The following is a 24,322-nucleotide window of genomic DNA, read 5'->3' as shown; positions in this document are numbered from 1 at the left end:
TGTCAGGCAATCGCCGGTCACCGCACCCGCTTCGTTGCCCCTCACCCCAACCCCTCTCCCGATGGGAGAGGGGCTAAACCCGTCATCCCGGCGAAGGCCGGGACCCAGGCCCATAACGCCCGGGCACTCCCTGCACGGCGAACCACGTCGCCGTCATTCCAGCGAAAGCTGGAACCCATCGGCCACAGGCACGCGAGACGTCGCGAGCTCACTCGCATCGGCTTCCTCGGCCAACGTGAACGCGAAATGCTCCGGCGCCAGCGCGCGGAGGAAGCCGACCGCATTGAATGCCTCACCCGCCGCCCATGCGCCCGCCCTCGCCACTTCGCCCGACAACACGCGCTCCAGCGCTTCGACGATCAGCGGCGCAGTCACTGCATAGATATCGAACCCCTTCGCGGTCGCACGACGCACGCGATCGCCGCGCTCGACCCGGAGATCGAGGAAGAACCGCTGCGACGACCGTCCGCGTTCGTCCGCCGCGACGGGCGGCGGCGTGGCGGGATCGCGCAGGTCGCGCAACGGCGCCAGGTTCATGTACGAACGCACGCGTTCGCTGCGCAGGTGGCGCGCGATGGCGACGATCTCCGACAAGGTCAGCATCACCGCTTCCTGCGTGCCGAACGGTGCCGGAAAGTCCCAGTCGCGCGTCGGCGCGGGATCGGGCAGCGGACGAAGTTCACCGCCCTCCACGATCCATCGCACGGCGCGGTTGCGCTCGCCCGTGATGCGCGTGCCGCGCGTGGGACGCCAGCCGTCCAGGCCAACGGCGATATCGATCGCGTCCGCGCCGTCCCAGTCGTCCATCGCCGCGGTCGCGAGCAGATCCGCTAACGCGCCGTAGAACGCGACCGACGGCATCGCGACGATCCCGGCCGCCTTCGCCCGCGCGTCCTGGTCGAACACGTGCACGGCGGCGCCCTGCTCGGCGCTGGTGTCGAAGTAGTGCACGCCGTTGCGAATCGCGGCGTCGAGCAGCGGGGCGGCGGTATCGAGGAACGGTCCGGCCGCGTTGATCACCGCGCTGGCGCCGCGCAACGCCGTGTCCAGCGCGGCGGCATCGTCGATGGTGGCGACGTGGCACAGCAGGCCCGGGTAAGAGCGGGCCATCTCCGCCAGCTTCACCACATCGCGGCCGCACAGCACCGGCGTGCGGCCGCGACGCAGCAGCTCGGCGACGATGAAGCGGCCCGTGTGACCCGTGGCGCCGTACACGACGACGGGCGCATTCGTACCGGAGTTGCGAAGTTCCATCGTGACGTCCTATGCCGTTGCGTTGTCGCGCGTGCGCGGCGCCGACGCGAGCGTTGCCTCGAGATGCGCGCGCAGTTCGCGGTTGAAGTCGTCCGGCCGTTCTTCCGGGAAGAAGATGCGGGCGCCCTCGAACTCCACGCGCCGCGTCGTGCCCGGGATCGCCTTCTGCAACCAGTGCGACCACTCCACCGGGAAGTAGATGTCGTCCGTACCCCACGCGATCAGCGTCGGCACCCGCAACGTGCGCAGGCCGTCCTCGATCGCCAGCGTGTGCCGGCAGTCGAACGCGTTGGCGAAGGCTTCCAGCTGCTTCAGCCGTCGCGCGTCGCTGGCGAAGGGTTGCAGGTACGTGTCGATGGTCGCGTCGGACACGTCCTGCGGGCGTTCGTACGCCGGCGCGAGCGCCGCGCGGTACACCGACTTGTCGTCGACCATCGCCTGGATCGTGCCGGGCAGTCCGCCATCGGCCACCATCGCCACGAACGGCGCGAACGCCTCCGGCGGCCAGTTGTCGTGCGCATCGCAGTTGGTCAGCGTGAGACTGCGCAGCCGCTGCGGATAGAGCGCGGCGAAGATCTGGCAGATGCCGCCACCGCTGTCGTTGCCGACCAGGTCGACGCGATCGATGCCCAGCGCGTCGAGGAACTGCGCCAGCATGTGCGCGTTGGCCGTGACCGACACGTCCTGCCCGTCGGCGGCATCGGTGTGGCCGTGCGCGAGCAGGTCCACCGCGATGCAGCGGCGCACGTCGGACAGCGCCTCCAGCTGGTGCCGCCACAGGTAGCCGTTGAGCAGCACGCCGTGTACGAACAGGGCGACCGGTCCGGTGCCGCGCTCGACATAGCCGATCGTGCCGGACGACGTGCGCACCGTCCGGCGCGCGGCGAAGAAGGTGGCGGCGTCCATCACGCGCTCCGCTCGGCTTCGCGGAGCTTCTGCGCGCATTCCTCGCAGCAGGCCTCGACGGTCCGCCCGCCGATGGTCACCTCGACGCGGTTCTCGTCCAGCGGGTAATCGCAGACGGCACAGGTGTTCTCGCTCATGACACGCTCCATTGGGAGCCCGGCAATTCCGGGCAGGGCCATTGGACGATCCGGGCGAAAGCGGCGCTGTCGGAATCTTTAGCGATCGGCTACGCGGCGGCGTGTCAGGCGCTCTTGACCTGCGCCGCGGCGCGGAACGCGGTCGGCGTGCGGCCATAGGCCTGCTTGAACGCCGCGCTGAAATGGCTGTGGCTGGAGAAGCCCAGGTCCTGCGCCAGCGCCGACATGTCCTCGGCCTGCCCCAGCCGATCGAGCGCGCGCGCCAGGCGCAGCCGCAGGTGGTAGCGGTGCAGCGGAATGCCTTCGACCTGCGCGAAGGCCTGCGTCAGGTACACCGGCGATCCGCCGATGTGTTCGGCGATCTCGGCGAGTTTCCACTGCCGGCCGAGATCGCTCGCGAGCAGCACCTTCACCCGATCGACCAGTCGCCTGCGGCCTTGCGTCGCCGTGGTTTCGTGCGTGGTGCGCGGCCCGAGGCTGCGCGAGATCAGCGTCACCGCCAGCACTTCGGCTTCCAGCGGCTCGATGCCGCCGTGACGCAGGCTGTGGCGCAGCATCGCGACCAGCGCCTGTGCACGCGGGTCGATGCGCAGCGATTGCAGGCGGTACGTGAGGTCATCGCGACGTTCGAGCAGTTCGCGCGGCGAGAGTTCGCGCAGCAGGCCCGGCGATACGGCGAGCACGAGGCTCGCATCGCCGCCGTCGACCGGATGGCTGACCTGATAGCCCTGCCCCGCGTTGAAGAACAGCACGTGGTTGGCATCGGCGACGGACTGGTCCTGCCCGACGTGGCGCGCGTAGAGCCCGCGATACGGGAACACCAGGTGCGTGTTGGCCGCGCATTCCTCCGCGCTGCGGTGCCGGCACGTGCCGGCGCAGAACACGTCGCGCACCTTGACGGTGCCGGTGTCGAGCAGCGTATGGACGGAGAACTCCGACATGGGCGGAGCTTAGCGCGAAGCGGGTCGTGGAGCCGTCAGGTGGCGGCGATCGACGCGACCCACGCTTCGGCGTCGGCGATGTCCGCGCCGAAGCTCTGCATCGACAGCGCGAGGTCGTGCGCGCGGTCCTCGCGGCCGTAGCCGTGCGATTGCGCCTTCGAGTAGCGCCCCCATGCGGGCGAGGCGACCGCTTCGTCCACACGCGCGGGATCCAGCTCGAAATGCGCGGCGACGCGGTGCAGCTCGCGCGCGGGTTCGTCGAGCAGCGATTCGAAATCGACGCGAATCACGCGCTCGCCGTGGCGGCCCTTGTCGAGCGCGTCGAAGCGCATCTGCTCGGCGAGCCAGCCGAGCGCACATTGGCGATGCACCGGAATCTGGTGCAGCGACAGATGCGTCGCGACGCCGTGCTGGTGCAGGTAACGCAGGCGTTCGCCGGCGGCGCTCGCGGCATCGAAGACAGAGTTGGGCGATTTCAGCAGGGTGGCGAGGTACGGCCGCAGCGGCATGTCGATCAGCACCGCACGCATGCGCGGCTGTTGCGACAGCAACGGCGCGATCAGGCCGTTGCAGCTGCTGGTCGCCTTCACCACGCTGCGCGCATGCGGCGGCAGCGCGCGCGACCAGCGCGCCCACAGCGCGCGCAGCGTGTTTTCCGCTTCGTCCGGCGACAGGCGGGAAATCGCCTCGTCGAGCATCGGCCACGCATCGGCGAGCGTGCGCAGCGGCAGCGGCTCGCGCAGGCCCTGCACCTCGGGCCAGGTGTCGATCAAACGGCTGAGCAGCGTCGAGCCGCAGTGGCCGATATGGAAGATCGCGTGCGCGGGTGCTGGTTCGTCGGAAACGCGCGACAGCAGCGATTCGAGCGGTGCCCAGCCGCCTTCGGCATTCGGCGGCACCGCGCGGTCGTCGAGGAACGCCGCCTCGCGCCGCTGCGCCTCGTCCAGTCGCAACCACAGCACGCGACGACCGACGAGGTCGAGCCTGAAGGGCAGGAAGTCGGGGCTGTCGATCGCGGCGGTGGTCATGGGGCGAGTTTAGCGGGGCTTTGGCCGCTCACCTGACGCGCGGCTTCGCCCGGTGCGTCGCCGTCGCGCTCCACGGATCGTCCGGCCACGGGTGCTTCGGGTAGCGCCCCTTCATTTCCTTCTTCACTTCCGGGTATGTGCGGTCCCAGAAGCCCTTCAGGTCCTGAGTGATCTGCAGCGGCTTCCCGCCGGGCGACAGCAGATGCAGCGTGAGCGGCACGCGCCCGTCGGCGATGCGCGGCGTATCGGCCAGGCCGAACAGTTCCTGCAGTTTCACCGCCAATACAGGGGCGATCGGCGCGTCGGCTTCGTCGTCGTACGCGTATTCGATTCCGCGTTCCATGCCGGAGGGCACGACGATCCGCATCGGGGCCAGCGCATCGATCTTCTGCCGCAGCGCCCACGGCGTGATGGACTTCAGCGCTTCGCCGAAGGCCTGCTCGTCGAGCGCGTCCAGCCGCGTCTTGCCCGTGAGCGCGGGTTTGAGCCACTCGTCCAGCGAGTCCAGCAGTGCGGCGTCGGAGAGATCGGGCAATCCGTCGAGCTCCGGCATCCATGCGCGCAGGCAGCGCACGCGATCGCGCCACTGGCGCTGCGAGGGCGTCCACGGCAACGCGCGCAGCCCGAGTTGGCGCACGGCGTCGACCAGCGCGTCGGCGTAGCGGGCGGGATCGGGTTTCGCGAGCGGTTTGCTTTCGATGACGATGCGGTCGAAGCGTGTTTCGCGCATGGCCGCGATTCCGCGCGTGTTCGTGTCCCACACCACGCGGTCCTCGGTGACGAAGCGCTGCGGGAAGTCCTCGCGCAGCCGCGCCTCGTCGAGCGGCGCGGCACGCAGCACGCGCGCATCGCGGGCCTCGTCGCGCAGTTCGCTCACCACGATCCAGCGCTCGCCGTAGAGCGTGGAGTCGTCGAACAGCTTCACGCTCCGGCCGTTGGCGAGTTGATAGCGGTACGCATCGGACGGATGCTGGCGCGCGATGCGGTCGGGGAAAGCGTGCAGCAGCACGTCGCCAAGCTGATGCGATGGCGCATCCGGCGGCGGCGCGGCATCGAGGCGGAGGCGACGGCGCCATTGCTTCGCCGCCTGTTCGAGCGCGGCGAGCGAGGAACGCGATGCATCGGGCGCGACACGGCCCGCACGGAAAGCGGCGAGCGCCTGCCAGCGTTCGGCGACCGAATCGCTGCGCGAGCGCAGCGGATCGCGCGCTTCGATCAGCGCGGCAAGGTCGCAGGCGAGCGCCTGTTCCCGTGCATCCTTCGGCGCGAGCAGCATCGCCGCCAGTCGCGGATGCGTGCCCAGCGCGAGCATGCGCCGACCCAGCGGCGTGATCGAACCGCCGTCGAGCGCGCCGAGCCGGTGCAGCAATTCGCGCGCCGCCGCGAGCGCGCCGGGCGGCGGTGCATCGACGAAACGCAGGTCGGCATCGCCCCACGCGGCGAGTTCGAGCGCGAGGCCGGCCAACTCGACTTGCGCCAGCTCGGGCCGACGCTGCGGTTCAAGCCGCTGCGACTCGGGCCACAGCCGATACGTCCAACCCTCGGCCACGCGCCCCGCGCGACCGGCGCGCTGGTCCGCGGACGCCTGCGCGATGTTCACCACGTCCAGCCGCGCGAAGCCGCTGTTGGGGTCATAGCGCGGTTCGCGCGCGAGCCCCGAGTCGATCACCACGCGCACGCCGGGCAGCGTGACGCTCGATTCGGCGACGTTGGTGGCGAGCACCACGCGACGCCGGCCCTCGGGATCGGGCTGCAGCACGCGCGTCTGCGCCTCGACGGGAAGCTCGCCGTGCAACGTGAGCACGTCGGCATCGGCCGATGAGGCGAGCAGCGAGTCGACACGCGCGATTTCGCGCTGCCCCGGCAGGAAGACGAGCACGTCGCCGGGATGCTGCGCCAGGGCATGTTCGACGGCGCGGCGCGTCTGGTGCTCGGGCGCTTCGTCGCGACGCGCGGCGAAGTGGGAAATCGAAACCGGATAACTGCGCCCGGCGCTGCTCAGCCGCGGCGCGTCGAGGAACACCGCCAGCCGTTCGCCATCGAGCGTCGCCGACATGACGACGATGCGCAGGTCCTCGCGCAGGCCGGCCTGCACGTCGAGCGCGAGCGCGAGGCCGAGGTCGGCCGACAGATGGCGCTCGTGGAATTCGTCGAACAGCAGCGCGCCGACGCTTTCGAGCATCGGATCGTCCTGCAGCATGCGCGTGAGGATGCCTTCGGTGACGACCTCGATGCGCGTCTGCGCGGACACGCGGTTCTCGAAACGGATGCGATAACCCACCGTGCCGCCGACGTCCTCGCCGCGCTGACGCGCCATGAAGTGCGCCGCCGCGCGCGCAGCCACGCGACGCGGCTCGAGCATCACGATCTTGCGGCCCGCGAGCCACGGCGCGTCCAGCAGCGCCGGCGGCACCTGCGTGGTCTTGCCGGCGCCGGGCGGCGCTTCGAGCACGAGGCGGGGATGGTCGGCCAGGCTGGCGCGGATCTGCGGCAGCAGGGGGTCGATGGGGAAGTCGGTGCGCGTCACGCCGACAGTCTAAACGGCACGCTCGGCTAGACTTCGCGCATGGATTTGATCGACATCGGCGCCAACCTCACCCACGACTCCTTCGACCACGACCGCGACGCCGTGCTCGCCCGCGCGCGCGAGGCCGGCGTGGTGCAAATGGTCATCACCGGCGCCAGCCGCGAGCATTCGCCGCTCGCGCTGAAACTGGCGAAGCAGCATCCGGGCGAGCTGTTCGCCACCGCGGGCGTGCATCCGCATCACGCCAGCGAATACACGGCCGAGTGCGACGCCGAGATCCGCGAGCTGCACACGCATTCCGAAGTGGTCGCCGTCGGCGAGTGCGGGCTGGATTATTTCCGCGATTTCTCGCCGCGCCCGGCGCAGCGGCGTGCGTTCGAGATGCAGCTCCAGATCGCCGCCGAGACGCACAAGCCGCTGTTCCTGCACCAGCGCGACGCGCATGCGGATTTCATGTCGATGATGCGCAACTTCGACGGGCGCCTCGGCCCGGCCGTGGTGCACTGCTTCACCGGCACGCGCGAGGAGATGTTCGATTACCTCGATCGCGACTGGCACATCGGCATCACCGGCTGGCTGTGCGACGAGCGGCGCGGCCAGCACCTGCGCGAACTGGTGCGCCACATTCCGGCCAACCGGCTGATGATCGAGACCGACGCGCCGTACCTGCTGCCGCGCACGATCAAGCCGGCGCCGTCGCACCGACGCAACGAGCCGATGTTCCTGGCGCACATCGTCGAGGAGCTGGCGCGTGATCGCGGCGAGGACGTGGCGACGACCGCGGCGCTGACCACCGCCACGGCCCGGGCGTTCTTCCGCCTGCCGGAACGCTGAAACGTCGGTCGGGCGCGGTAGGGGGCCGCGTCCGGCATCACGTCCCGTATCGGTATGGGTGACCTGACCCTTCGCACGATGACCTGCCCCGACCCGCCCCTGCTCGTCTTCGACGACATCGCCATCGACCTGAACGGGCGGCGCCTGCTTCGGGCCGGCGAGGAGCAGCCGCTGGATCCGCGGGCCTTCGCGGTGCTGTGCCTGCTGGCGCGGTCACCGGGCCAGGTGTTCTCGCCGGAGGAAATCCTCGACGAGGTGTGGGGCCATCGCCGGGTTCCGCCCGGCGCGGTGGGGCAGATCGTCGGTGTTTTGAGGGCCGCGCTCGGAGATGACGTGCACCAGCCGCGCTATCTGCACGCGGTGCGGGGTTACGGGTACCGGTTCGACCGGCCGGACGGCTAGGCGCCTTCAGCCCGCGATCCGGCCCGCCTCGTACGCCTGCAGGTGCACCCAGGCCGCCGACAACAGCGGCGCCTCCATGCCGGCCGCGCGAGCGCGCAACACCATGTCGCCGACGATCTGCATCGCCTCCACCGGCTGCCCGGCTTCCAGGTCACGCAGCATCGACGCTTTCAGCGGCGACCCGGGTGCGGTGAGCGTGGCGAGCGCGGTCTCCTGCGCCTTCGCATCAATCGGCTCGCCTTCGGCCTGCGCGACGGCAAGGCATTCGGCGTACAGACCGCGCACGAAGGCGTCGCCGCCCTGCGCGGCGACGATATGACCGATCGGCGCGCGCATCGTGCACGTCGCGGCGGCGAGCGTCGCGAGGAAGGTGAACTTGGTCCATTGCTCGCGCGCGATGCGCATCGAACGCACGTGGTCGATGTTCGCCGCCGAACACAGCGCGGCAAACGCGGCCGTGCGCTCGCTGTCGGCCGGTTCGGAGCGCTCGCCGAAGGTGATCGATGCGGGCTGGCCGAGATGGCGCACTTCGCCATCGGCGCCCTTCATCGCACTGATGAAGCACAGCCCGCCGACCACGTTGCGCGCGCCGAAGCGTTCGTCCAGCGGCGCGTAATGACGCAGGCCGTTGAGGATCGGCAGCACCCATGTGTCGCCGCCGACCGCGGGCGCGATGGCGTCCATCGAGCTGTCGAGGTCGTAGGCCTTGCAGCTGAGCAGCACCGTGTCGAAGGGTCGTGCCTGCGCGAGCGCCGGCAACGCATCGGCCGTGACGTGCGCCACCGGGAAATCCGCGTCGCCCAGCGGACTGCGAATCTGCAGCCCGTTCGCATCCAGCTGCGCCGCGCGGGCGGGCCGCACCAGGAAGGTCACGTTCGCACCGGATTGCGCGAGACGTCCGCCGAAATAACCGCCGGTGCCACCGGCGCCGAGCACGAGGATGCGCATCAGCTGCGCAGGCCCACGCCGCGCTTGAGCAGCCACAGGCCCAGGCTCGCCAGCGCGATCACGAACGCGAACATCAGCCCGTACGCAACCCACACCGGCACGTCGGACACGCCGAGCAGGCCGTAGCGGAACGCGTTGACCATGTAGAAGATCGGGTTCGCGTGCGTCATCGCCTCGGCCCACGGCGGCAGCAGCTTCACCGAATAGAACACGCCGCCCAGGTACGTCAGCGGGGTGAGGATGAAGGTCGGCACGATCGCGATGTCGTCGAACTTCTTCGCGTACACCGCGTTGACGAAGCCGGCGAGCGAGAAGATCGTCGCGCCGAGGATCACAGTGGTGAGCGTCACGAACGGATGCGGCAGGCGCACCTTGGTGAAGAACATCGCGATGACCAGCACGATCGCGCCCACCATCAGCCCGCGCAGCACGGCGCCGGCGACGTAGCCGGTGAGGATCACCCAGCTCGGCATCGGGCTGACCAGCAGTTCTTCCACGTGGCGGCCGAATTTCGCGCCGAAGAACGAGGACGAGATGTTGCCGTAGCTGTTCTGGATGACGCTCATCATCACCAGGCCCGGCACGATGAAGTCCATGTACCGGATGCCGTCCATCGTGCCCACGCGCGAGCCGATGAGGCCGCCGAAGATCAGGAAGTACAGCGTCATCGTGATCGCCGGCGGCACCAGCGTCTGGCCCCAGATGCGCAGGATGCGGTTCACTTCGCGGCGCACGATGGTGCCGAGCGCGACGAGGTTGCGCTGCGTTGCGGACATCTCGTGATGGGTCTGCGTCATGTCGTTCATGCCACCTGCTCCGGCGGCGTCTGCGCGGTGCCGTCCTGTGCGTTCTCGCCCGTCAGGCGGACGAAGAGTTCTTCGAGTCGGTTCGATTTGGTACGCATGGAGCGCACGCGGATACCCGCATCGCCCAGCGCGGCGAACACGCGGTTGAGGTCCATCGCGCGCGGCATTTCGATGTCGAGCGTGTGGTCGTCGGTCGCGGTGAGCGTGGTGCCTTCGATCAGCGGCAGCTGCGCGGGCAATGTGCCATCGATGTCGAGCAGGAAGCCTTCCACGTCGAGCTTGGCCAGCAGCGCCTTCATCGGGCCCTGCTCGACGATGCGGCCGCGGTCGATGATCGCGAGGTTGCGGCACAGGCTCTCCGCTTCCTCCAGGTAATGCGTGGTGAGGATGATCGTCGTGCCGGCGGCGTTGATCTCCTTCAGCGTCTTCCACATGCCGCGGCGGATCTCGATGTCCACGCCGGCGGTGGGTTCGTCCAGGATCAACAGCCTGGGCTGCGTCATCATTGCGCGGGCGATCATCAGGCGGCGCTTCATGCCGCCGGAGAGCGTGCGACTCATCACCGTCGCCTTCTCCCACAGGTGCGCGCGCTTGAGTTCCACCTCGGCGCGCTTCAACGCTTCCTCGCGCGGCACGCCGTAGAAGCCGGCGTAGTTGACGAGGATGTCGACGGGCTTCTCGAACATGTTGAAGTTCAGTTCCTGCGGCACCAGGCCGATCAGCCGCATCGCGGCATCGCGGTGGCGCTGCAGGTCGACGCCGAAGATCGACACGGAGCCTTCGCTCAGGTTCACCAGCGAGCTGACGATGCCGATCAGCGTGCTCTTGCCGGCGCCATTCGGGCCGAGCAGGGCAAAGAAGTCGCCGGGCGCGACGTCGAGCGAGACGCCCTTGAGCGCCTGTACCTTGTTGTCGTAGGTCTTGCGCAGCTCGCGCACGGACAGGGCGGGAGCGGCGTGCGCCGCGTTCGGGGAAGCGGTCGGGGATGCGGTTGCCGGGGTCATCGGTGAAGGCCTGCGCCGCGGCGTCGCGGCGATAGACGGTAGTATAGGCGCCCCCGTGTGGGCGCTCCGGCCACACACTGTTGCATCACGATGTCGTTTCACACTGGACCTGCCGTGGCCATCCAGCATTTCCCGCTCAAGCTCGTTTCCCGCCGCATGCTGGCCCCGAGCGTGGGTCATTACACGTTCGTGCGCGATGACGGGCAGCCGCTGGATTTCATCCCCGGCCAGTTCATCCAGGTGCATTTCCAGTACGCCGATGGCACCGCCACCAAGCGCAGCTATTCGCTGGCGACGATCCACGACCACGCGCTGGGCCCGGGCGAAGCGGTGGAAATCGCCGTGAGCTACGTGCCCGGCGGCGCCGCCACGGCGCTGTTCGAGGGACTGGAAGCCGGCGGACACGTGGATGCGAGCGGCCCGTTCGGCCGCTTCTGCCTGATGCCGACCGACGCGAACGCGCGGTACCTGCTCATCGCCACCGGCACCGGTGTCACGCCCTATCGCGCGATGCTGCCGCAGTTGGAAGCGCAGATCCGCGAGCGCGGCGTTCGCGTGGTGCTGCTGTTCGGCGCGCGCAACACCGACGAGCTGCTGTACGGCGACGAGTTCCGCGCCTTCGCGGGCAAGTACCCGGACCACTTCCGCTTCGTCCCCTGTTTCTCGCGCGAGCTGCCGGCGCCTGATTCGCCGCATGCGCACGCCGACGTACGCCACGGCTATGTGCAGCAGTTCCTCGATGAGTTCGCGCCGGATGCGACCGGCGACATCGCGTACCTGTGCGGCAACCCGAACATGGTCGATGCGTGTTTCGAAGCGCTGAAGGGCCACGGGCTGCCGGTGCCGCAGGTGCGGCGAGAGAAGTACGTCAGCAGCAAGTAACCCGAATCGCCTGGAGCCCCGCCGGCCCGTTACGGCCGTTTCCCCGGGATGACAATGGAAGGCCGCGGCGCCGTCCATCCGCCATACGACGTGCAATCAAACTCCCCGCCGGCTCTGGCATGCTGGGGGCTTCCACGTCGGACGAGGGAACCGATGCGCACGTCTCCTGCATGGATCGCCGCACTGGCGGCGATCTGCTGCCTCACCGCCTGCACGCCTCGCGATGACGCCAGCGCGTCGCGCAAGGACGCCGACGCCGGCAAACGCATGTACGGCTCGATCGCCTTCGAGCCCTGCACGCTGTCCGGCGCACTCGCCTCCTCCAGCATCGATGCGCAATGCGCGCGCCTGGACGTTCCCGAAGATCCGGCAAAGCCGGACGGCCGCCGCATCCCGCTGAACATTGCGTGGCTTCCGGCCGGCGACAAGGGCTCGAAGGCGCCCGATCCGGTGTTCTTCCTCGCCGGCGGCCCCGGCCAGGCGGCCACCGAGTACGCGGTCGACGTCGATGCCGCATTGCGCGACGTGCGCAAGCATCGCGACATCGTGCTTATCGACCAGCGCGGCACTGGCAAGCTGAGCCCGCTCGTGTGCCGCGATGCGAACGGCGCGGAACTCGCGCTGCCGGCGGACGAGGAAGTCGATGCCGCCGCCGTCGCCGACTACGCCGCGCGTTGCGCGAAAACGCTGGAAGGCAAGGCAGACCCGCGCTTCTACACGACGACGCAGGCGATCGGCGATCTCGATGCGGTGCGCGCCGCGCTGGGCGTGCAACAGGTCAATCTCGTCGGCGTGTCGTACGGAACGCGCGTGGCGCAGCAGTATGCGGCGCGGTTTCCGACGCACACGCGTTCGATCGTGCTCGACGGCGTCCTGCCGAATGAACTCGTGGTCGGTAGCGAATTCGCGCGTACGTTCGAGCGCGCGCTCGAACTGCAGTCGGCGCATTGCCAGTCGCTGCCGGGCTGTCGCGAACGCTATCCGCGAGATCTGCGCACGCAGCTGCGCGGCCTGAAGGAACGTCTGGAAACAGCGCCGGTGCAGGTGGATTTCCGCGATCCCGCCACCGCGCAGCGTCGTCGCGACACGCTCACCGCCGACGCCGTCGTCGGCCTCACGCACATGTTCTCGTACATGCCGCAGATGATGTCGCTGATGCCGGTCGTCATCGACGAAGCCGATCGCGGCGAATACGCGCCGCTGCTGGCGCTGGCACAGCTGGCCACGCGCAACATGGACGGCCGCATGTCGCGCGCGATGCAGTGGTCGGTGATCTGTGCCGAGGATGCGGACCGTTACACGCCCGATCCCGCCGATGCCGACACCGTGCTGGGCGCGGAAACCGGACCCGCGTTCTTCGCCGCATGCAAGGCGTGGCCGCATGGCGCGCGTCCGGCGGCGTTCGACAAGCCGCTGCGCTCCAACGTGCCCGCGCTGCTGCTGTCGGGCGAGATCGATCCGGTGACGCCGCCGGCCTATGGCGAACGCGTGCTGAAAGGCCTGCCGAACGGACACCACTTCGTATTGCGCGGGCAAGGCCACAACGTGGGCGCGACCGGCTGCCTGCCCAAGCTCGTCGGACAGTTCGTCGAATCGCTCGACGCGAAGGCGCTGGACGGAAAGTGCCTCGACACGATCGGCTACGTGCCGCCGTTCACCGGATACAACGGATGGGAGCCGTGACGCGATGATCGTCGCACAGGACCTGCACAAGAGTTTCAAGACGCCGACCGGCACGGTGCGCGCCGTGGAAGGCGTGCGCTTCACCGCGCGCGATGGCGAGATCACCGGCCTGCTCGGGCCCAACGGCGCCGGCAAGACGACCACGCTGCGCATGCTCTACACGTTGATGAAACCCGACGCCGGACAGGTGCTGGTCGACGGCGTCGATGCGACGCGCGATCCGGCATCGGTGCGCGGCGCGCTCGGCGTGCTGCCGGACGCGCGCGGCGTATACAAGCGACTGACGGCGCGCGAGAACATCGCGTACTTCGGCGAACTGCACGGCATGTCGAAGCAGGCCATCGAGGCGCGTACGCAGGTGCTCGCCGATGCGTTGCAGATGCACGACATCCTCGATCGGCGCACCGAAGGTTTTTCGCAGGGACAGCGCACCAAGACCGCGATCGCACGCGCGCTCGTGCACGATCCGCGCAACGTGATCCTCGACGAGCCCACCAACGGCCTGGACGTGATGACCACGCGCGCGATGCGCGGCTTCCTGCAGCAGCTGCGCGCCGAAGGTCGCTGCGTGATCTTCTCCAGCCACATCATGCAGGAGGTCGCCGCGCTGTGCGATCGCATCGTCATCATCGCCAAGGGCCAGGTCGTCGCGGCTGGGACGGCGCATGAGCTGCGCGAACAGACGGGCGAGGCGAACCTCGAAGATGCCTTCGTGAAGGCCATCGGTTCGGAAGAGGGGCTGCACGCATGAGCGCCGGTTCGATGAAGCAATCGCGTCCCGGCATGTTCGCGACGATGTGGTCGGTGATGCGCAAGGAGCTGCTCGACATCTCGCGCGACCGTCGCACGCTCGCGCTCGCGCTGCTGCTCGGCCCGCTGCTGTATCCGGTGCTGATGATCGGCATGGGTTCGCTGGCCGAATCGCGCGCGCGCACGCAGCTGGATCGCACGCTAGAAGTGCCCACCGTCGGCATGGAGCGCGCGCCGAATCTCGTCGCGTTCCTCGCCACGCAGGGCATCCGCGCGGTAAAGGCGCCGGACGACGTCGACGCGGCGATCGTGCGGCAGGAGTTCGACGTCGCGCTGCGCATCTCGCCCAGTTACGCGAACGACTGGCGTAACGGCAAGCCGGCGCTGGTGGAGATCGTCGCCGATACGACGCGTCGCGACAGCGAGATCCCGAGTGCGCGCATGCGCGCGGCGCTGGAAGGTTACGGCGGTCAGGTCGGCGCGCTGCGCCTGCTTGCGCGCGGCATCGATCCGTCCGTCGTGCGCGCGGTGAGTGTCGGCAGTCGCGACCTTGCGACGGAGGAGGCCAAGCGCGGGCTGATGCTCGCCGCGATCATGCCGTACCTGCTGATCCTGATGTCCTTCATCGGCGGCGCGTACCTGATCATGGACGCCACGGCGGGCGAACGCGAACGCCAGTCGCTGGAACCGCTGCTCGCCACGCCGGCGTCGCGCGGCGCGATCGTCAGCGGCAAGATCGCCGCCGCCTGCGCGATGGGGTTGCTGTCGCTGCTGCTGACGCTGGTGGGGTTCAAGCTCAGCGCGCAGATGAGCACGGGCGTGGGGCGCATGCTCGACGTGAGCTTCGCGTCGATCGGACGCATGCTGCTGATCCTGCTGCCGATGGTGTTCATCGGCACGACGCTGCTCACGTGTCTCGCGGCTGCATCCAAGAGCCTGAAGGAAGCGCAGAGCCACATGACGTGGCTGATGCTGCTGCCGATGATTCCGACGATCGCGCTGATCGTGAACCCGGTGAAGACGCAGGCGTGGCAGTTCATGGTGCCGTTCCTCGCACAGAACCAGATGCTGCTGAAGGTGATCCGTGGCGAGGGCATCGACATGCAGACCTGGGGGATCTACCTGGGCACCGGCTTTGCCGTGGCGGCATTGCTGTGGTTCGTCGCGGTGCGGCGTTACCACCAGGAGCGGTTGGCGATTTCGGGTTAGTGGTTTGGTCGCAGCGTGGGTGCGCGCTGCGGCGTTGTTTGGTCTACCCGCCGCTTTACTGTTTTCTGTAGCCGTTGCCTCATGGCGTTGTTCTTGCTGACGCTGGTGTGTTGCGTTGCTTTCGAAGTTGCTCGTCATTCCCGCGAAGGCGGGCCGCTTCTGGGCCGCCGAATGGCGGCACCATCCAAGGACTTTCCACGCTTTACCCGCAGCGTCAAAGAGCAAAGAAGGATCACCAGCCAAGCTTCCGATCGCCTGCGGCGCTCGGGTCACTTTTCTTTGCTCGCACAAAGAAAAGTAACCCAAAGAAAGTGCGTACAAGTCCAACCCAATCCTGCGACCGGACGGAGAAAGGGCGCGTTCGCGATTCGCCATCCATGGCTCAGCGCTCACCGCCGCACATCCTGTGCGGCGCCCTTCGGGGCTAGCTAACTGCTTGGCTGATCAACAGCAACAGCAGACGGATGACGGCTTTTGGCCCCTCTCCCACCGGGAGAGGGGTTGGGGTGAGGGCCAACGGAGTCGCATCGGTGAACGAACCGTGCCTTACTGCGCTGCGCTGCTGCTTTGCGGTGGGACACTGAAGCAAGATGGATTCCAGCTTTCGCTGGAATGACGGTGAGGTGGGTCGCCGATACGGGAGTGCCCGGAGGTTACGGGCCTGGATCCCGGCCTTCGCCGGGATGACGGTCGGGATTGACGTTCGACGGATGAAGCTGAGGTAGGCGAGCGTCCGTAATGTGCCCAACGGAAAAAAGAGAAAGGCCCGGCTTGCGCCGGGCCTTTCGTTTTACAACGTTGCTTTGCGAAGCGCGTGCGGTGGCGTCAGTCCCCCAACCTTCGCCGCCGCCTCGCGATCAGCTCTGCGGGTTGAAGCCGATGGTACGGCGCGTCGTCACCGGCGCGTCGATCGGCTGGAAACGCCACTTGCGCACGGCGTTGACCGCTTCGCGGTCGAAGATGCGCGCCGGGTTGGAACGCACCACGCGTGCGGCCGTGACCGAGCCGTCGGTGCCGACGGTGAACTCGACCTGCACTTCGCCCGAGGTCCCTGCGCGCAGGGCTTCCGGCGGGTAGCGCGGCGGCGGCATCGACAGCGGACGCAGGTCGCTCGCGTCGGCCGACGCCGGTGCGGCGGCGGCCTGGCGGGCCGCGGCGGCACGCTGTTCGGCGGCGCGGGCGTCCGCGGCACGCTGGTCGGCCGCGGCCTTGTCGGCTGCGGCCTTGTCCGCCGCTGCCTTGTCGTCGGCCTGCTTGGTCGCAGCCTGCTGGGCGGCGAGCTGGCGGGCGGCGTCTTCCTGCTGCTTCTTCTGGTCCTCGACGCGCTTCTTCTCGAGTTCGACCTTCTTCTTGGCCTCTTCCTCGGCGGTCAGCTGCTGCTGCGCGGCGCGCTTGGTCGACGCGTCCTGCTGGGCGGCGATGCTGGCCTTCAGGCGCGCGAGCGCCGGATGCTGGGCATCGGCCTTTTCGAGCAGGGCGGCCAGACGCTGGGCTTCGGCGAAGTCCTCGCGATTGACGCTCTGCTCGGTGGCGATGACCGTCATCGGCAGCAGGTCGGTCAGCGCGCTGGACACCGCGGCGTCCCCCGGCGCCTTGTCGCGCAGCGCGAGGTAATACTCCACCGCGTTGTCTTCGGCCGGTGCGTACAGGCGGTTTTCGGCATACGCCTTGCGGGCCGCTTCACGCAGCTGGTCGGCGGTCAGCGCCGACACCTTGGCCGACACCGCGGTTTCCGCCGTGACCGCAGGCGCAGCCTGGGTGGCGGCCGGCGCGGCGGCGGTGGGCTGGGCGGGTTCTTCCTTGTTACAGGCCGCCAGCGCGCAGCACAGGGCGAGCGCGACGGACAGCTGCGATACGACAGACAGTCGGCGCGAACGCCGGTCTTGTGGATTAACGAACGTCATTGGCAAAGCTCCCCTGAAGTGCGCCGTCACGAGCACACAGGCACTAGATCGCGTGAGCGGCCCCTGTTTGTCAAGCGAACGGCCATCGGAGCCTACCATCGGTCGGCGCGACCGGGCCGCCCATCGCCCTGTTCAGATGCGGCACGCAGGGCCGTAATGCGGTGATTTCCGGGTAGACCCGTGCGCGGCCGGTCGGACAGGAACGTGGCGAGCAGCCGCCGGAACGGCGGGAATCCCGCGCTCGCGCGGAGCACGCCCGCGCGAAGTGCGCGAATCGGCGCACGGTCGTCGGTGAACAACGCGACGATCCCCCGTGTGGCCAGGTGAAGCGGCGCGGTCGCGAGCCGGTGCCCACGCTCATAGCGGGCAAGTCGCACCGGATCGCCGGGGTCCGCACGCGTGGCCGCCGCGTCGCGCAGTTCCGCGGCCAGGCGCTCGACGCCAAGCAACCCGAGGTTGAAGCCGTGCGCCGTCACCGGATGCATGCCGACCGCCGCATCGCCCAGCAACGCGACGCGCGTGCCGGCGAAGCGCGTCGCCCACGCGCCGACCAGCGGGTACACGTGGCGCTCCCCGGGATTGGACACGGCACCGAGGCGTCCGTGGAAGCGTCGGGCGATTTCCCCTGCGAATGCCGCGTCGTCCATCGCCTGCAGGTCTCGCATCTGCGCGCCGGTCAGCGTCAGCACGACGGAGGACCGGTGCCCGCACGGCGTGGCGCGCCCCAGCGGCAGGCGCGCCAAGGTCTGGCCACGATCGAACCATTCCCAGGCGGTGTCGTCGTGCGGGCGCTCGTGCGTCACGCGGCACACGAGCATCGCGCGGCCGAAATCGTGCATCCGCGCGGGGATGCCCAGGTGGCGCCGGGTTTCGGAAAAGCGGCCGTCGGCGGCGACGATCAGGCGCGCTGCGAAACTTCGGCCGTCTTCCAGTCGAACACACGCGTCGGTCGTGTCGGCTTCGACCGTGGCGATGCGCACGCCTGCATGGAGTTCGACATCCTGCGACCCGGACACTGCGTCGAACGCCGCCGCCCGAATCGCGTGGTTCGGCACCAGCCAGCCGAGCGGTTCGTCGCCGCCGCCGACCTTCAGCGGCTCGCGCGCGCCGGCGTCGAACACGTGCGCTTCGCAGAGCGGATGGCATTCGTCCGGCGGCAGCCGACTCCACACGCCCAGATCGCGTAGCAGCCGCACCGAGCGCTGCGTGAGCGCGATCTCACGCCCGTCGAATTTCGGGGCGCGCAGGGACTCCTCGCTTTCGCGTTCGAGCAACGCGACGCGAAGGCCGCTTACGTCGAGCGCCCGCGCCAGGCACAGGCCCGCCGGCCCCGCGCCGATGACGATCACGTCGGTTTCGATGGTCTGCATGCGGCGCCCGCGTTCTGGAGTGCGCGCACTGTCCCGCGGGAGCGATGTCGGCGCATTGATCCCGGTCAAGGGCGCTGCGCTACTTGCCGATGCAGAAGCTCGAGAAGATGTGGCCGAGCAGGTCATCCGCGTGCACGCGGCCGGTGATCTCGCCGAGCGCGTCATGCGCGAGGCGCAGCGATTCGGCGGCGAGGTCGAGCGCTTCGCGATCGAGTTCGATGCTTGCCTGCGCAAGGTGTTCGCGCGCGATCGCCAGCGCATCGACGTGCCGCGCGCGTGCGGTGAAGGCGCCCTCGCCGGCCGCATCGGCGTTGCCCTGCGCGAGTTCGCGCAGGCGTGCATGCAGCGACTCCAGCCCGGCGCCGGTACGGGCGGAGACGTTCAGGGCGTCCTGCGGTTGCCGCGTGTCGGCGTCGAGCAGGTCGGCCTTGTTGTGGACCCACACGCGCAGCGGGACCTCGGCGATGGCGTCGATCACCGCTGCGCGGCCGCCTTCCGGATCGCGCGCATCGAGTACCACGAGCGCGAGGTCCGCACGTTGCAGCTCGCCGCGCGCGCGGCGCATGCCTTCGCGCTCGATCACATCGCCGCCTTCGCGCAGGCCGGCGGTGTCGACGAGCGTGAGCTCGACGCCGTCGATGCGGATGGTTTCGTGCAGCAGGTCGCGCGTGGTGCCGGCGATGTCGGTGACGATGGCGCGCTCGCTGCCGGCCAGCACGTTGAGCAGCGAGCTCTTGCCGGCGTTCGGCGGCCCGACGATCACCGCATGCAGGCCGTCGCGCAGGCGACGCCCGCGTTCGGCGGCCTTCAGCAGGTCGTCGAGGGCGAGCGCGTTGTCGCGAAGGCGGACGCGGAGCTGCTCGCCGCCGAGCGTGTCGATCGGCTCGTCGGCGAAGTCGATCGCGGCTTCGACGTGCACGCGGATCGCGAGCAGTTCGTCGGCGATGGCATCGACGCGGCGCGAGAACTCGCCGTCGAGCGCACGGCGTGCGGCGCGTGCGGCACGCACGTCGGCCGCGGCGATGAGGTCGGCGACGGCTTCGGCCTGTGCGAGGTCGAGGCGGCCTTCGAGGAACGCACGTTCGCTGAACTCGCCCGGCCGCGCGCGGCGCGCACCGAGCGTTACGCAGCGCGCGACCAGTTCGTGCAGGACGGCGGGACTGCCGTGCGCCTGCAGTTCCACCACATCCTCGCCGGTGTAGCTGGCGGGCGCGGCGAAATAAAGCGCGATGCCGTCGTCGATGGTCTCGTCGTGCTCGTCGCGAAAACGCACGTAGTGCGCCGTACGCGGTACGAGTTCGCGCGCGGCGAGCGCTTCGGCGATCGCACGCGATTTCGGCCCGGACAGCCGCACGATGCCGACGCCGCCGGCGCCGGGCGCGGTGGCGATGGCGGCGATGGTGTCGCGATCGGTCATGGCGTCATGGTCGCAGAACGGAGGTAGCGGCGGCACAAATGCGAAGCCCGCCTTCCGGCGGGCTTCGTGCGAACGGGCGCGGCGGATTACGCCTTCGCCGGCTGCTCGCTGTACTTCTTCACCATCCACCACTGCTGCAGCAGGCCCAGCGCGCCGTTGGTGACCCAGTACAGCACCAGGCCGGCCGGGAAGAAGGCGAACATCACGCCGAACACCAGCGGCATGAACTGCATCATCTTGGCCTGCATGGGATCCATGCCGGTGGTCGGGTTCAACTTCTGCGTGAACCACATGATCGCGACGTTGATGATCGGCAGCACGAAGAACGGATCGCGCGAGGTCAGGTCGGTGATCCAGCCGATCCACGGCGCATGGCGCAGCTCGACCGACTCCGAAAGCATCCAGTACAGCGCCAGGAACACCGGCATCTGCAGCAGGATCGGCAGGCAGCCGCCGACGGGGTTGATCTTCTCCTTCTTGTACAGCTCCATCATCGCCATCTGGAACTTCTGCTTGTCGTCCCCGTAGCGCTCCTTGAGCTGCGCGATGCGCGGCTGGAACTTGCGCATCTTCGCCATCGACTTGTACTGCGCGGCCGACAGCGGGTACATCGCGAGCTTGATCAGGAACACCAGGCCGACGATCGACCAGCCCCAGTTGCCGACCAGGCCGTAGATCTTCTCCAGCACCCAGAACAGCCAGCCGGCGATCGTCGCCATGATGCTGTAGCTGCTGAAGTCCACCGCGCGGTCCAGGCCCGGCACGTTCTGGGCTTCGATCGCCTTGACCAGCTTCGGTCCGACCCACAGGCGCGCGGTGGTTTCGGCCTTCGCGCCCGGCGCGACGGTGACGCCCGGGCCGACTTCGCGGATGAGGTACTGCGTGCCGCCGGTGCCGCTGGGCGTGGCGAGCGAGAAGGTCGTGGTGTCGTTCGAGCCCGGGATCCAGGCGGCGAAGAAGTGGTGCTGGAGCATGCCGATCCAGCCGCCGGTGACCTGCTTGTTGAGCGGGCCGTCCTCGACGAAGTTGTCGTACTTGCGCTTCTCGTACTTGTCGGCGCTGGAGTACCACGCGGCGCCCTGGAAGCTGTACTGCTCGGCGCTCATCGGGCCCTTCTTAACCAGCGCGCGCGGCACACGGCTCAGCTGGCGGTAGACGAAGCCCTGCCATGGCTGGGCGCTGGCGTTGATGACTTCATCGCGCACCTGCACGACGTAGTTGCTGCGCGTGAAGGTGTAGGTGCGGCGGATGGTCACGCCGTCGCTGCCGGTCCAGACGAACGGGACCTCGAGCGAGTTGGCGCCATCGGCGAGCGTGAAATCGGTCTTGCCGCCTTCGGGCACGAAGCCGGCTTGGTGCGTCGGCGCCTGGCCGCCCTGGCTCACCCAGCCGCTCTGCGCGACGAAGTAGTTGGCCGGATCGGTGGCGAACAGGCGCACCGGTGCGCTGCTGTCGTCGGCGGTGCTGGGATATCGCAGCAGGTCGGCCTGGCGCATCTCGCCGCCGTCGAGCACGAGCTTCAGGACGTCGGTGGTGACGGTGACGCTCGGCGCGGCGGCCGGCGTGGCGGCAGCCGTCGGCGTGGTGCCGGGGACGCTCGGCGCGGCCGGGACAGCGCCCGGCGCGCTGGCCGTGGTCGGGATGCTGGCGTCCGTCGCGGTCGCGGCGGTGGTCGTGGTCTGCGCGGGAGCGGCAGGCGCGGCCTTCTCCTTGCCCCATTCCATCCACAGCAGGGTCGCCACCATCAGCCAGGCGAAGATCAGGAAAACGCGGGTCTGGTTCATGGGCGACAGGCTGCTCAGCCGCGATCGACGTGCGGCGCTGGGGCGGAAGGGGAAGCGGCCGGCATTGTGCCGGGCGCCGGTGACAGGGGCAACGCGGCGTCGGGCGCGAGGGCCCCGCTGCGGTGGAGCAGACCCTGGAAGGCCGCGACTAGTTCCGGGCCGCTGGCCTGGCGTGCGGCCGGACGCGCGACCACGACGTAGTCGCCCGCGGCGAGTTGCCCGCGCAGGCGACGGAAGGTATCGCGAAGAACGCGCTTGATGCGATTGCGACCGACGGCGTTCGGATCGACCTTGCGGGACACGGCCAGACCCATGCGTGCAGGCACGTCACTGGGAAGCCAATGCAAAGCCAGCACGGGCAGCGCCGTGCGCCGTCCGTGCTGGAATATGCGGTCGAAATCGGACTTCGCGCGAACCCGCGCGCGGCGCGGGAAGCGGGCCGATGTCATCTGCTGCTACCGGCGAGGGCCGGTGTGCGACTGCCGCGCGGAGCGGCAGCGGCGACGCTTAGGCGCAAAGACGCTTGCGGCCCTTGGCGCGACGACGGGCCAGGATCTTGCGGCCATCGGCGGTCGCCATGCGGGCACGGAAACCGTGGTCGCGCTTGCGCTTGAGGTTGCTGGGCTGGTAGGTGCGCTTGGTGGCCATGGTTCGGCTCGATGCGTAAACGGCAAAATGGACCGCGGATTCTAGCGGCCCGGGGAGTGCCAGGTCAACCGTCCTTGACCCGGCTCGCTTCCGACGCAGCGACCCACCGGGAAACGAAGCAAAGCCAGTCCCCTAAGTTAGGGGGCGCTTCGCGCAGCGAAGCGGGGTATGGGAACGCACGCCACGGGGCGCGAAGTTTGCACTGCAAACTTTGGGAGGCGAAGCCGGCTGTGCCGGCGAACGCCTGTGGACTACCTGTTAATCCACCTGTGGACAAGTCCTGTTCCGCGCCCGGTCGCGGTGATAGTCTGCCCCTACCCCCAGACCCGTTCGCCGCGATCCGTGCATCGCGCGGCGGGATGCTTTTCGCCGCGGTTTTCCGGTGCTTCGGCGCCGGACGCACAAGAGACGAAGATTCCCGAACCGATGGATGCCTGGCCCCGCTGCCTCGAACGCCTCGAAGCCGAACTTCCGCCCGAGGATATCCACACCTGGCTCAAGCCCCTGCAGGCGACGCGGCGAGACGACACCACGGTGCTCTACGCGCCCAACGCGTTCGTGGTCGAACACGTGCGCGAGCGCTACCTGCCGCGCATCCGCGAGCTGCTCGCGCATTTCGCCGGCAGCGACGAGGTGAGCCTGGAGATCGGCTCCCTACCGCGCGCCGCCGCGCCGGTGCCGGAAGCCGTAGCCGCCACGCTGGTCGCGCCGGTGCGCGCCGCACCGAGCGAGCCGTTCAACGGCCACCTGGACAACCACTACACCTTCGAGAACTTCGTCGAAGGCCGCAGCAACCAGCTCGGTCGCGCCGCCGCGTGGCAGGCCTCGCTCAAGCCCGGCGATCGCGCGCACAACCCGCTGTTGCTGTACGGCGGCACGGGCCTGGGCAAGACGCACCTGATGTTCGCCGCCGGCAACGCGATGCGCGCGGCGAATCCGAACATGCGCGTGCTCTACCTGCGCAGCGAACAGTTCTTCAGCGCGATGATGAAGTCGCTGCAGGACAAGACCATGGACGCGTTCAAGCGCCAGTTCCAGCAGGTCGACGCGCTGCTGATCGACGACATCCAGTTCTTCGCCGGCAAGGACCGCACGCAGGAGGAGTTCTTCCACACCTTCAACGCGCTGTTCGACGGCAAGCAGCAGATCATCCTGACCTGCGACCGCTATCCGCGCGAGGTCGAAGGCCTGGAGCCGCGCCTGAAGTCGCGCCTGGCCTGGGGCCTGAGCGTGGCGATCGAGCCACCGGACTTCGAGACGCGCGCGCAGATCGTGCTGAGCAAGGCGCGCGAACGCGGCGCGCACATCCCCGAGGAAGTCGCGTTCCTGCTCGCCAAGAAGATGCGCAGCAACGTGCGCGACCTGGAGGGCGCGCTCAACACGCTCGCCGCGCGCGCCAACTTCACCGGCCGTGCGATCACGGTCGAATTCGCGCAGGAAACCCTGCGCGACCTGCTGCGCGCGCAGCAGCAGGCGATCGGCATCCCGAACATCCAGAAGACCGTGGCCGACTACTACGGCCTGCAGATGAAGGATCTGCTGTCCAAGCGCCGCACGCGCTCGTTGGCGCGTCCGCGCCAGATGGCGATGGCGCTGGCCAAGGAGCTGACAGAGCACAGCCTGCCGGAGATCGGCGACGCGTTCGCCGGCCGCGACCACACCACGGTGCTGCACGCGTGCCGCCAGATCCGCACGCTGATGGAAACCGACGGCAAGCTGCGCGAAGACTGGGACAAGCTGATCCGCAAGCTCAGCGAGTGATGCATCGGCGGCCCGCAGCAAAGCGACGGTCGCCGATACATACTTATCCCCGTCCGCACGGGGCAAGCCGTGTATGGTGCGGGCACAAGTTGTGGACAGTTTCGGCCCTCGCGCCGTGCGCTAGAGT

Annotated in this window: 22 protein-coding genes; 7 read left to right on the top strand and 15 right to left on the bottom strand. The window is 68.8% G+C overall.

Translation table 11 applies throughout. The features are described 5' to 3' along the window. Positions 1-153: 153 nt before the first annotated feature. From DX912_RS13815 to hrpB, 6 genes are all read right to left on the bottom strand, one after another. Positions 154-1,254 (bottom strand): saccharopine dehydrogenase family protein, encoded by a 1,101-nt coding sequence (locus DX912_RS13815; protein ID WP_115843215.1) that lies wholly within the window; start codon positions 1,252-1,254, stop codon positions 154-156. A 9-nt stretch (positions 1,255-1,263) separates the two neighbouring features. Beyond that, the gene (locus DX912_RS13810; protein ID WP_115843213.1) at positions 1,264-2,160 is read right to left on the bottom strand and encodes an alpha/beta fold hydrolase; all 897 of its coding nucleotides are present in this window, start codon (positions 2,158-2,160) and stop codon (positions 1,264-1,266) included. Then, positions 2,160-2,297 carry a hypothetical protein gene (locus DX912_RS18435; protein ID WP_181902837.1) on the bottom strand — a complete coding sequence of 46 codons (138 nt, stop codon included), beginning with the start codon at positions 2,295-2,297 and terminating at the stop codon, positions 2,160-2,162. Before DX912_RS18435 ends, DX912_RS13810 begins: the two co-directional genes overlap by 1 nt. Before the next feature lie 104 nt (positions 2,298-2,401). Then, a complete protein-coding gene (locus DX912_RS13800) occupies positions 2,402-3,238 on the bottom strand; it encodes a helix-turn-helix transcriptional regulator (RefSeq protein WP_115843209.1) in 837 nt (278 codons plus the stop codon). Positions 3,239-3,273: 35 nt separating this feature from the next. After that, positions 3,274-4,266, bottom strand: coding sequence for a hypothetical protein (locus DX912_RS13795; protein WP_115843207.1), 993 nt, complete (start codon positions 4,264-4,266; stop codon positions 3,274-3,276). A 28-nt stretch (positions 4,267-4,294) separates the two neighbouring features. Further along, positions 4,295-6,793, bottom strand: a complete 2,499-nt coding sequence (gene hrpB / locus DX912_RS13790) for an ATP-dependent helicase HrpB (RefSeq protein WP_115843205.1) — start codon at positions 6,791-6,793, stop codon at positions 4,295-4,297. A gap of 39 nt (positions 6,794-6,832) precedes the next feature. Here hrpB and DX912_RS13785 point away from each other — a divergent pair, with 39 nt between their 5' ends. Together DX912_RS13785 and DX912_RS13780 are read left to right on the top strand one after the other, a co-directional pair. Continuing rightward, positions 6,833-7,627 carry a TatD family hydrolase gene (locus DX912_RS13785; protein WP_115843203.1) on the top strand — a complete coding sequence of 265 codons (795 nt, stop codon included), beginning with the start codon at positions 6,833-6,835 and terminating at the stop codon, positions 7,625-7,627. A 54-nt stretch (positions 7,628-7,681) separates the two neighbouring features. Continuing rightward, positions 7,682-8,029, top strand: coding sequence for a winged helix-turn-helix domain-containing protein (locus DX912_RS13780; protein WP_115843201.1), 348 nt, complete (start codon positions 7,682-7,684; stop codon positions 8,027-8,029). Between the two features lie 6 nt (positions 8,030-8,035). On the opposite strand, the gene panE is transcribed toward DX912_RS13780, so the two are convergent. Genes panE through DX912_RS13765 form a run of 3 tightly spaced genes read right to left on the bottom strand, consistent with a single transcriptional unit; the run spans position 8,036 to position 10,787 of the window. Further along, positions 8,036-8,977 (bottom strand): 2-dehydropantoate 2-reductase, encoded by a 942-nt coding sequence (panE, locus tag DX912_RS13775; RefSeq protein WP_115843199.1) that lies wholly within the window; start codon positions 8,975-8,977, stop codon positions 8,036-8,038. Beyond that, positions 8,977-9,753 carry an ABC transporter permease gene (locus tag DX912_RS13770; protein WP_115843340.1) on the bottom strand — a complete coding sequence of 259 codons (777 nt, stop codon included), beginning with the start codon at positions 9,751-9,753 and terminating at the stop codon, positions 8,977-8,979. Before DX912_RS13770 ends, panE begins: the two co-directional genes overlap by 1 nt. 26 nt (positions 9,754-9,779) lie before the next feature. Beyond that, positions 9,780-10,787 (bottom strand): ABC transporter ATP-binding protein, encoded by a 1,008-nt coding sequence (locus DX912_RS13765; protein WP_115843197.1) that lies wholly within the window; start codon positions 10,785-10,787, stop codon positions 9,780-9,782. A gap of 90 nt (positions 10,788-10,877) precedes the next feature. Between DX912_RS13765 and DX912_RS13760 the strand changes: the two genes are divergently transcribed. From DX912_RS13760 to DX912_RS13745, 4 genes are all read left to right on the top strand, one after another. Further along, on the top strand, positions 10,878-11,669 hold the full coding sequence (locus tag DX912_RS13760; protein ID WP_115843195.1) for a ferredoxin--NADP reductase: 792 nt from the start codon (positions 10,878-10,880) through the stop codon (positions 11,667-11,669). Between the two features lie 153 nt (positions 11,670-11,822). Further along, positions 11,823-13,352, top strand: a complete 1,530-nt coding sequence (locus tag DX912_RS13755; RefSeq protein WP_115843193.1) for an alpha/beta hydrolase — start codon at positions 11,823-11,825, stop codon at positions 13,350-13,352. Positions 13,353-13,356: 4 nt separating this feature from the next. Continuing rightward, positions 13,357-14,103, top strand: coding sequence for an ABC transporter ATP-binding protein (locus tag DX912_RS13750; protein WP_115843191.1), 747 nt, complete (start codon positions 13,357-13,359; stop codon positions 14,101-14,103). A gap of 32 nt (positions 14,104-14,135) precedes the next feature. Continuing rightward, a complete protein-coding gene (locus tag DX912_RS13745; protein WP_115843337.1) occupies positions 14,136-15,311 on the top strand; it encodes an ABC transporter permease in 1,176 nt (391 codons plus the stop codon). Between the two features lie 857 nt (positions 15,312-16,168). Here the strand turns inward: DX912_RS13745 and DX912_RS13735 are convergent. From DX912_RS13735 to rpmH, 6 genes are all read right to left on the bottom strand, one after another. Next, positions 16,169-17,215, bottom strand: a complete 1,047-nt coding sequence (locus tag DX912_RS13735) for an energy transducer TonB (protein WP_115843186.1) — start codon at positions 17,213-17,215, stop codon at positions 16,169-16,171. Between the two features lie 92 nt (positions 17,216-17,307). Then, a complete protein-coding gene (gene ubiM, locus DX912_RS13730) occupies positions 17,308-18,585 on the bottom strand; it encodes a 5-demethoxyubiquinol-8 5-hydroxylase UbiM (protein ID WP_220340810.1) in 1,278 nt (425 codons plus the stop codon). 79 nt (positions 18,586-18,664) lie between these two features. Next, positions 18,665-20,002, bottom strand: a complete 1,338-nt coding sequence (gene mnmE / locus DX912_RS13725) for a tRNA uridine-5-carboxymethylaminomethyl(34) synthesis GTPase MnmE (RefSeq protein ID WP_115843184.1) — start codon at positions 20,000-20,002, stop codon at positions 18,665-18,667. A gap of 86 nt (positions 20,003-20,088) precedes the next feature. Beyond that, positions 20,089-21,786: a membrane protein insertase YidC gene (gene yidC, locus DX912_RS13720; protein WP_115843182.1), complete on the bottom strand. Its 1,698-nt coding sequence runs from the start codon at positions 21,784-21,786 to the stop codon at positions 20,089-20,091. Positions 21,787-21,800: 14 nt separating this feature from the next. Further along, positions 21,801-22,235, bottom strand: a complete 435-nt coding sequence (gene rnpA / locus DX912_RS13715) for a ribonuclease P protein component (protein ID WP_115843180.1) — start codon at positions 22,233-22,235, stop codon at positions 21,801-21,803. A gap of 58 nt (positions 22,236-22,293) precedes the next feature. Continuing rightward, positions 22,294-22,434: a 50S ribosomal protein L34 gene (gene rpmH, locus DX912_RS13710; protein WP_031374044.1), complete on the bottom strand. Its 141-nt coding sequence runs from the start codon at positions 22,432-22,434 to the stop codon at positions 22,294-22,296. A 426-nt stretch (positions 22,435-22,860) separates the two neighbouring features. Here rpmH and dnaA point away from each other — a divergent pair, with 426 nt between their 5' ends. Then, entirely contained in the window at positions 22,861-24,195 is a 1,335-nt protein-coding gene (gene dnaA / locus DX912_RS13705; protein ID WP_115843178.1) for a chromosomal replication initiator protein DnaA, read from the top strand. The last annotated feature ends 127 nt before the right edge of the window (positions 24,196-24,322 follow it).

It is taken from the genome of Lysobacter soli, assembly GCF_003382285.1.
Classification (GTDB): Bacteria; Pseudomonadota; Gammaproteobacteria; order Xanthomonadales; family Xanthomonadaceae; genus Lysobacter_J; species Lysobacter_J soli.
This window is presented reverse-complemented; position numbering and strand designations above follow the sequence as displayed.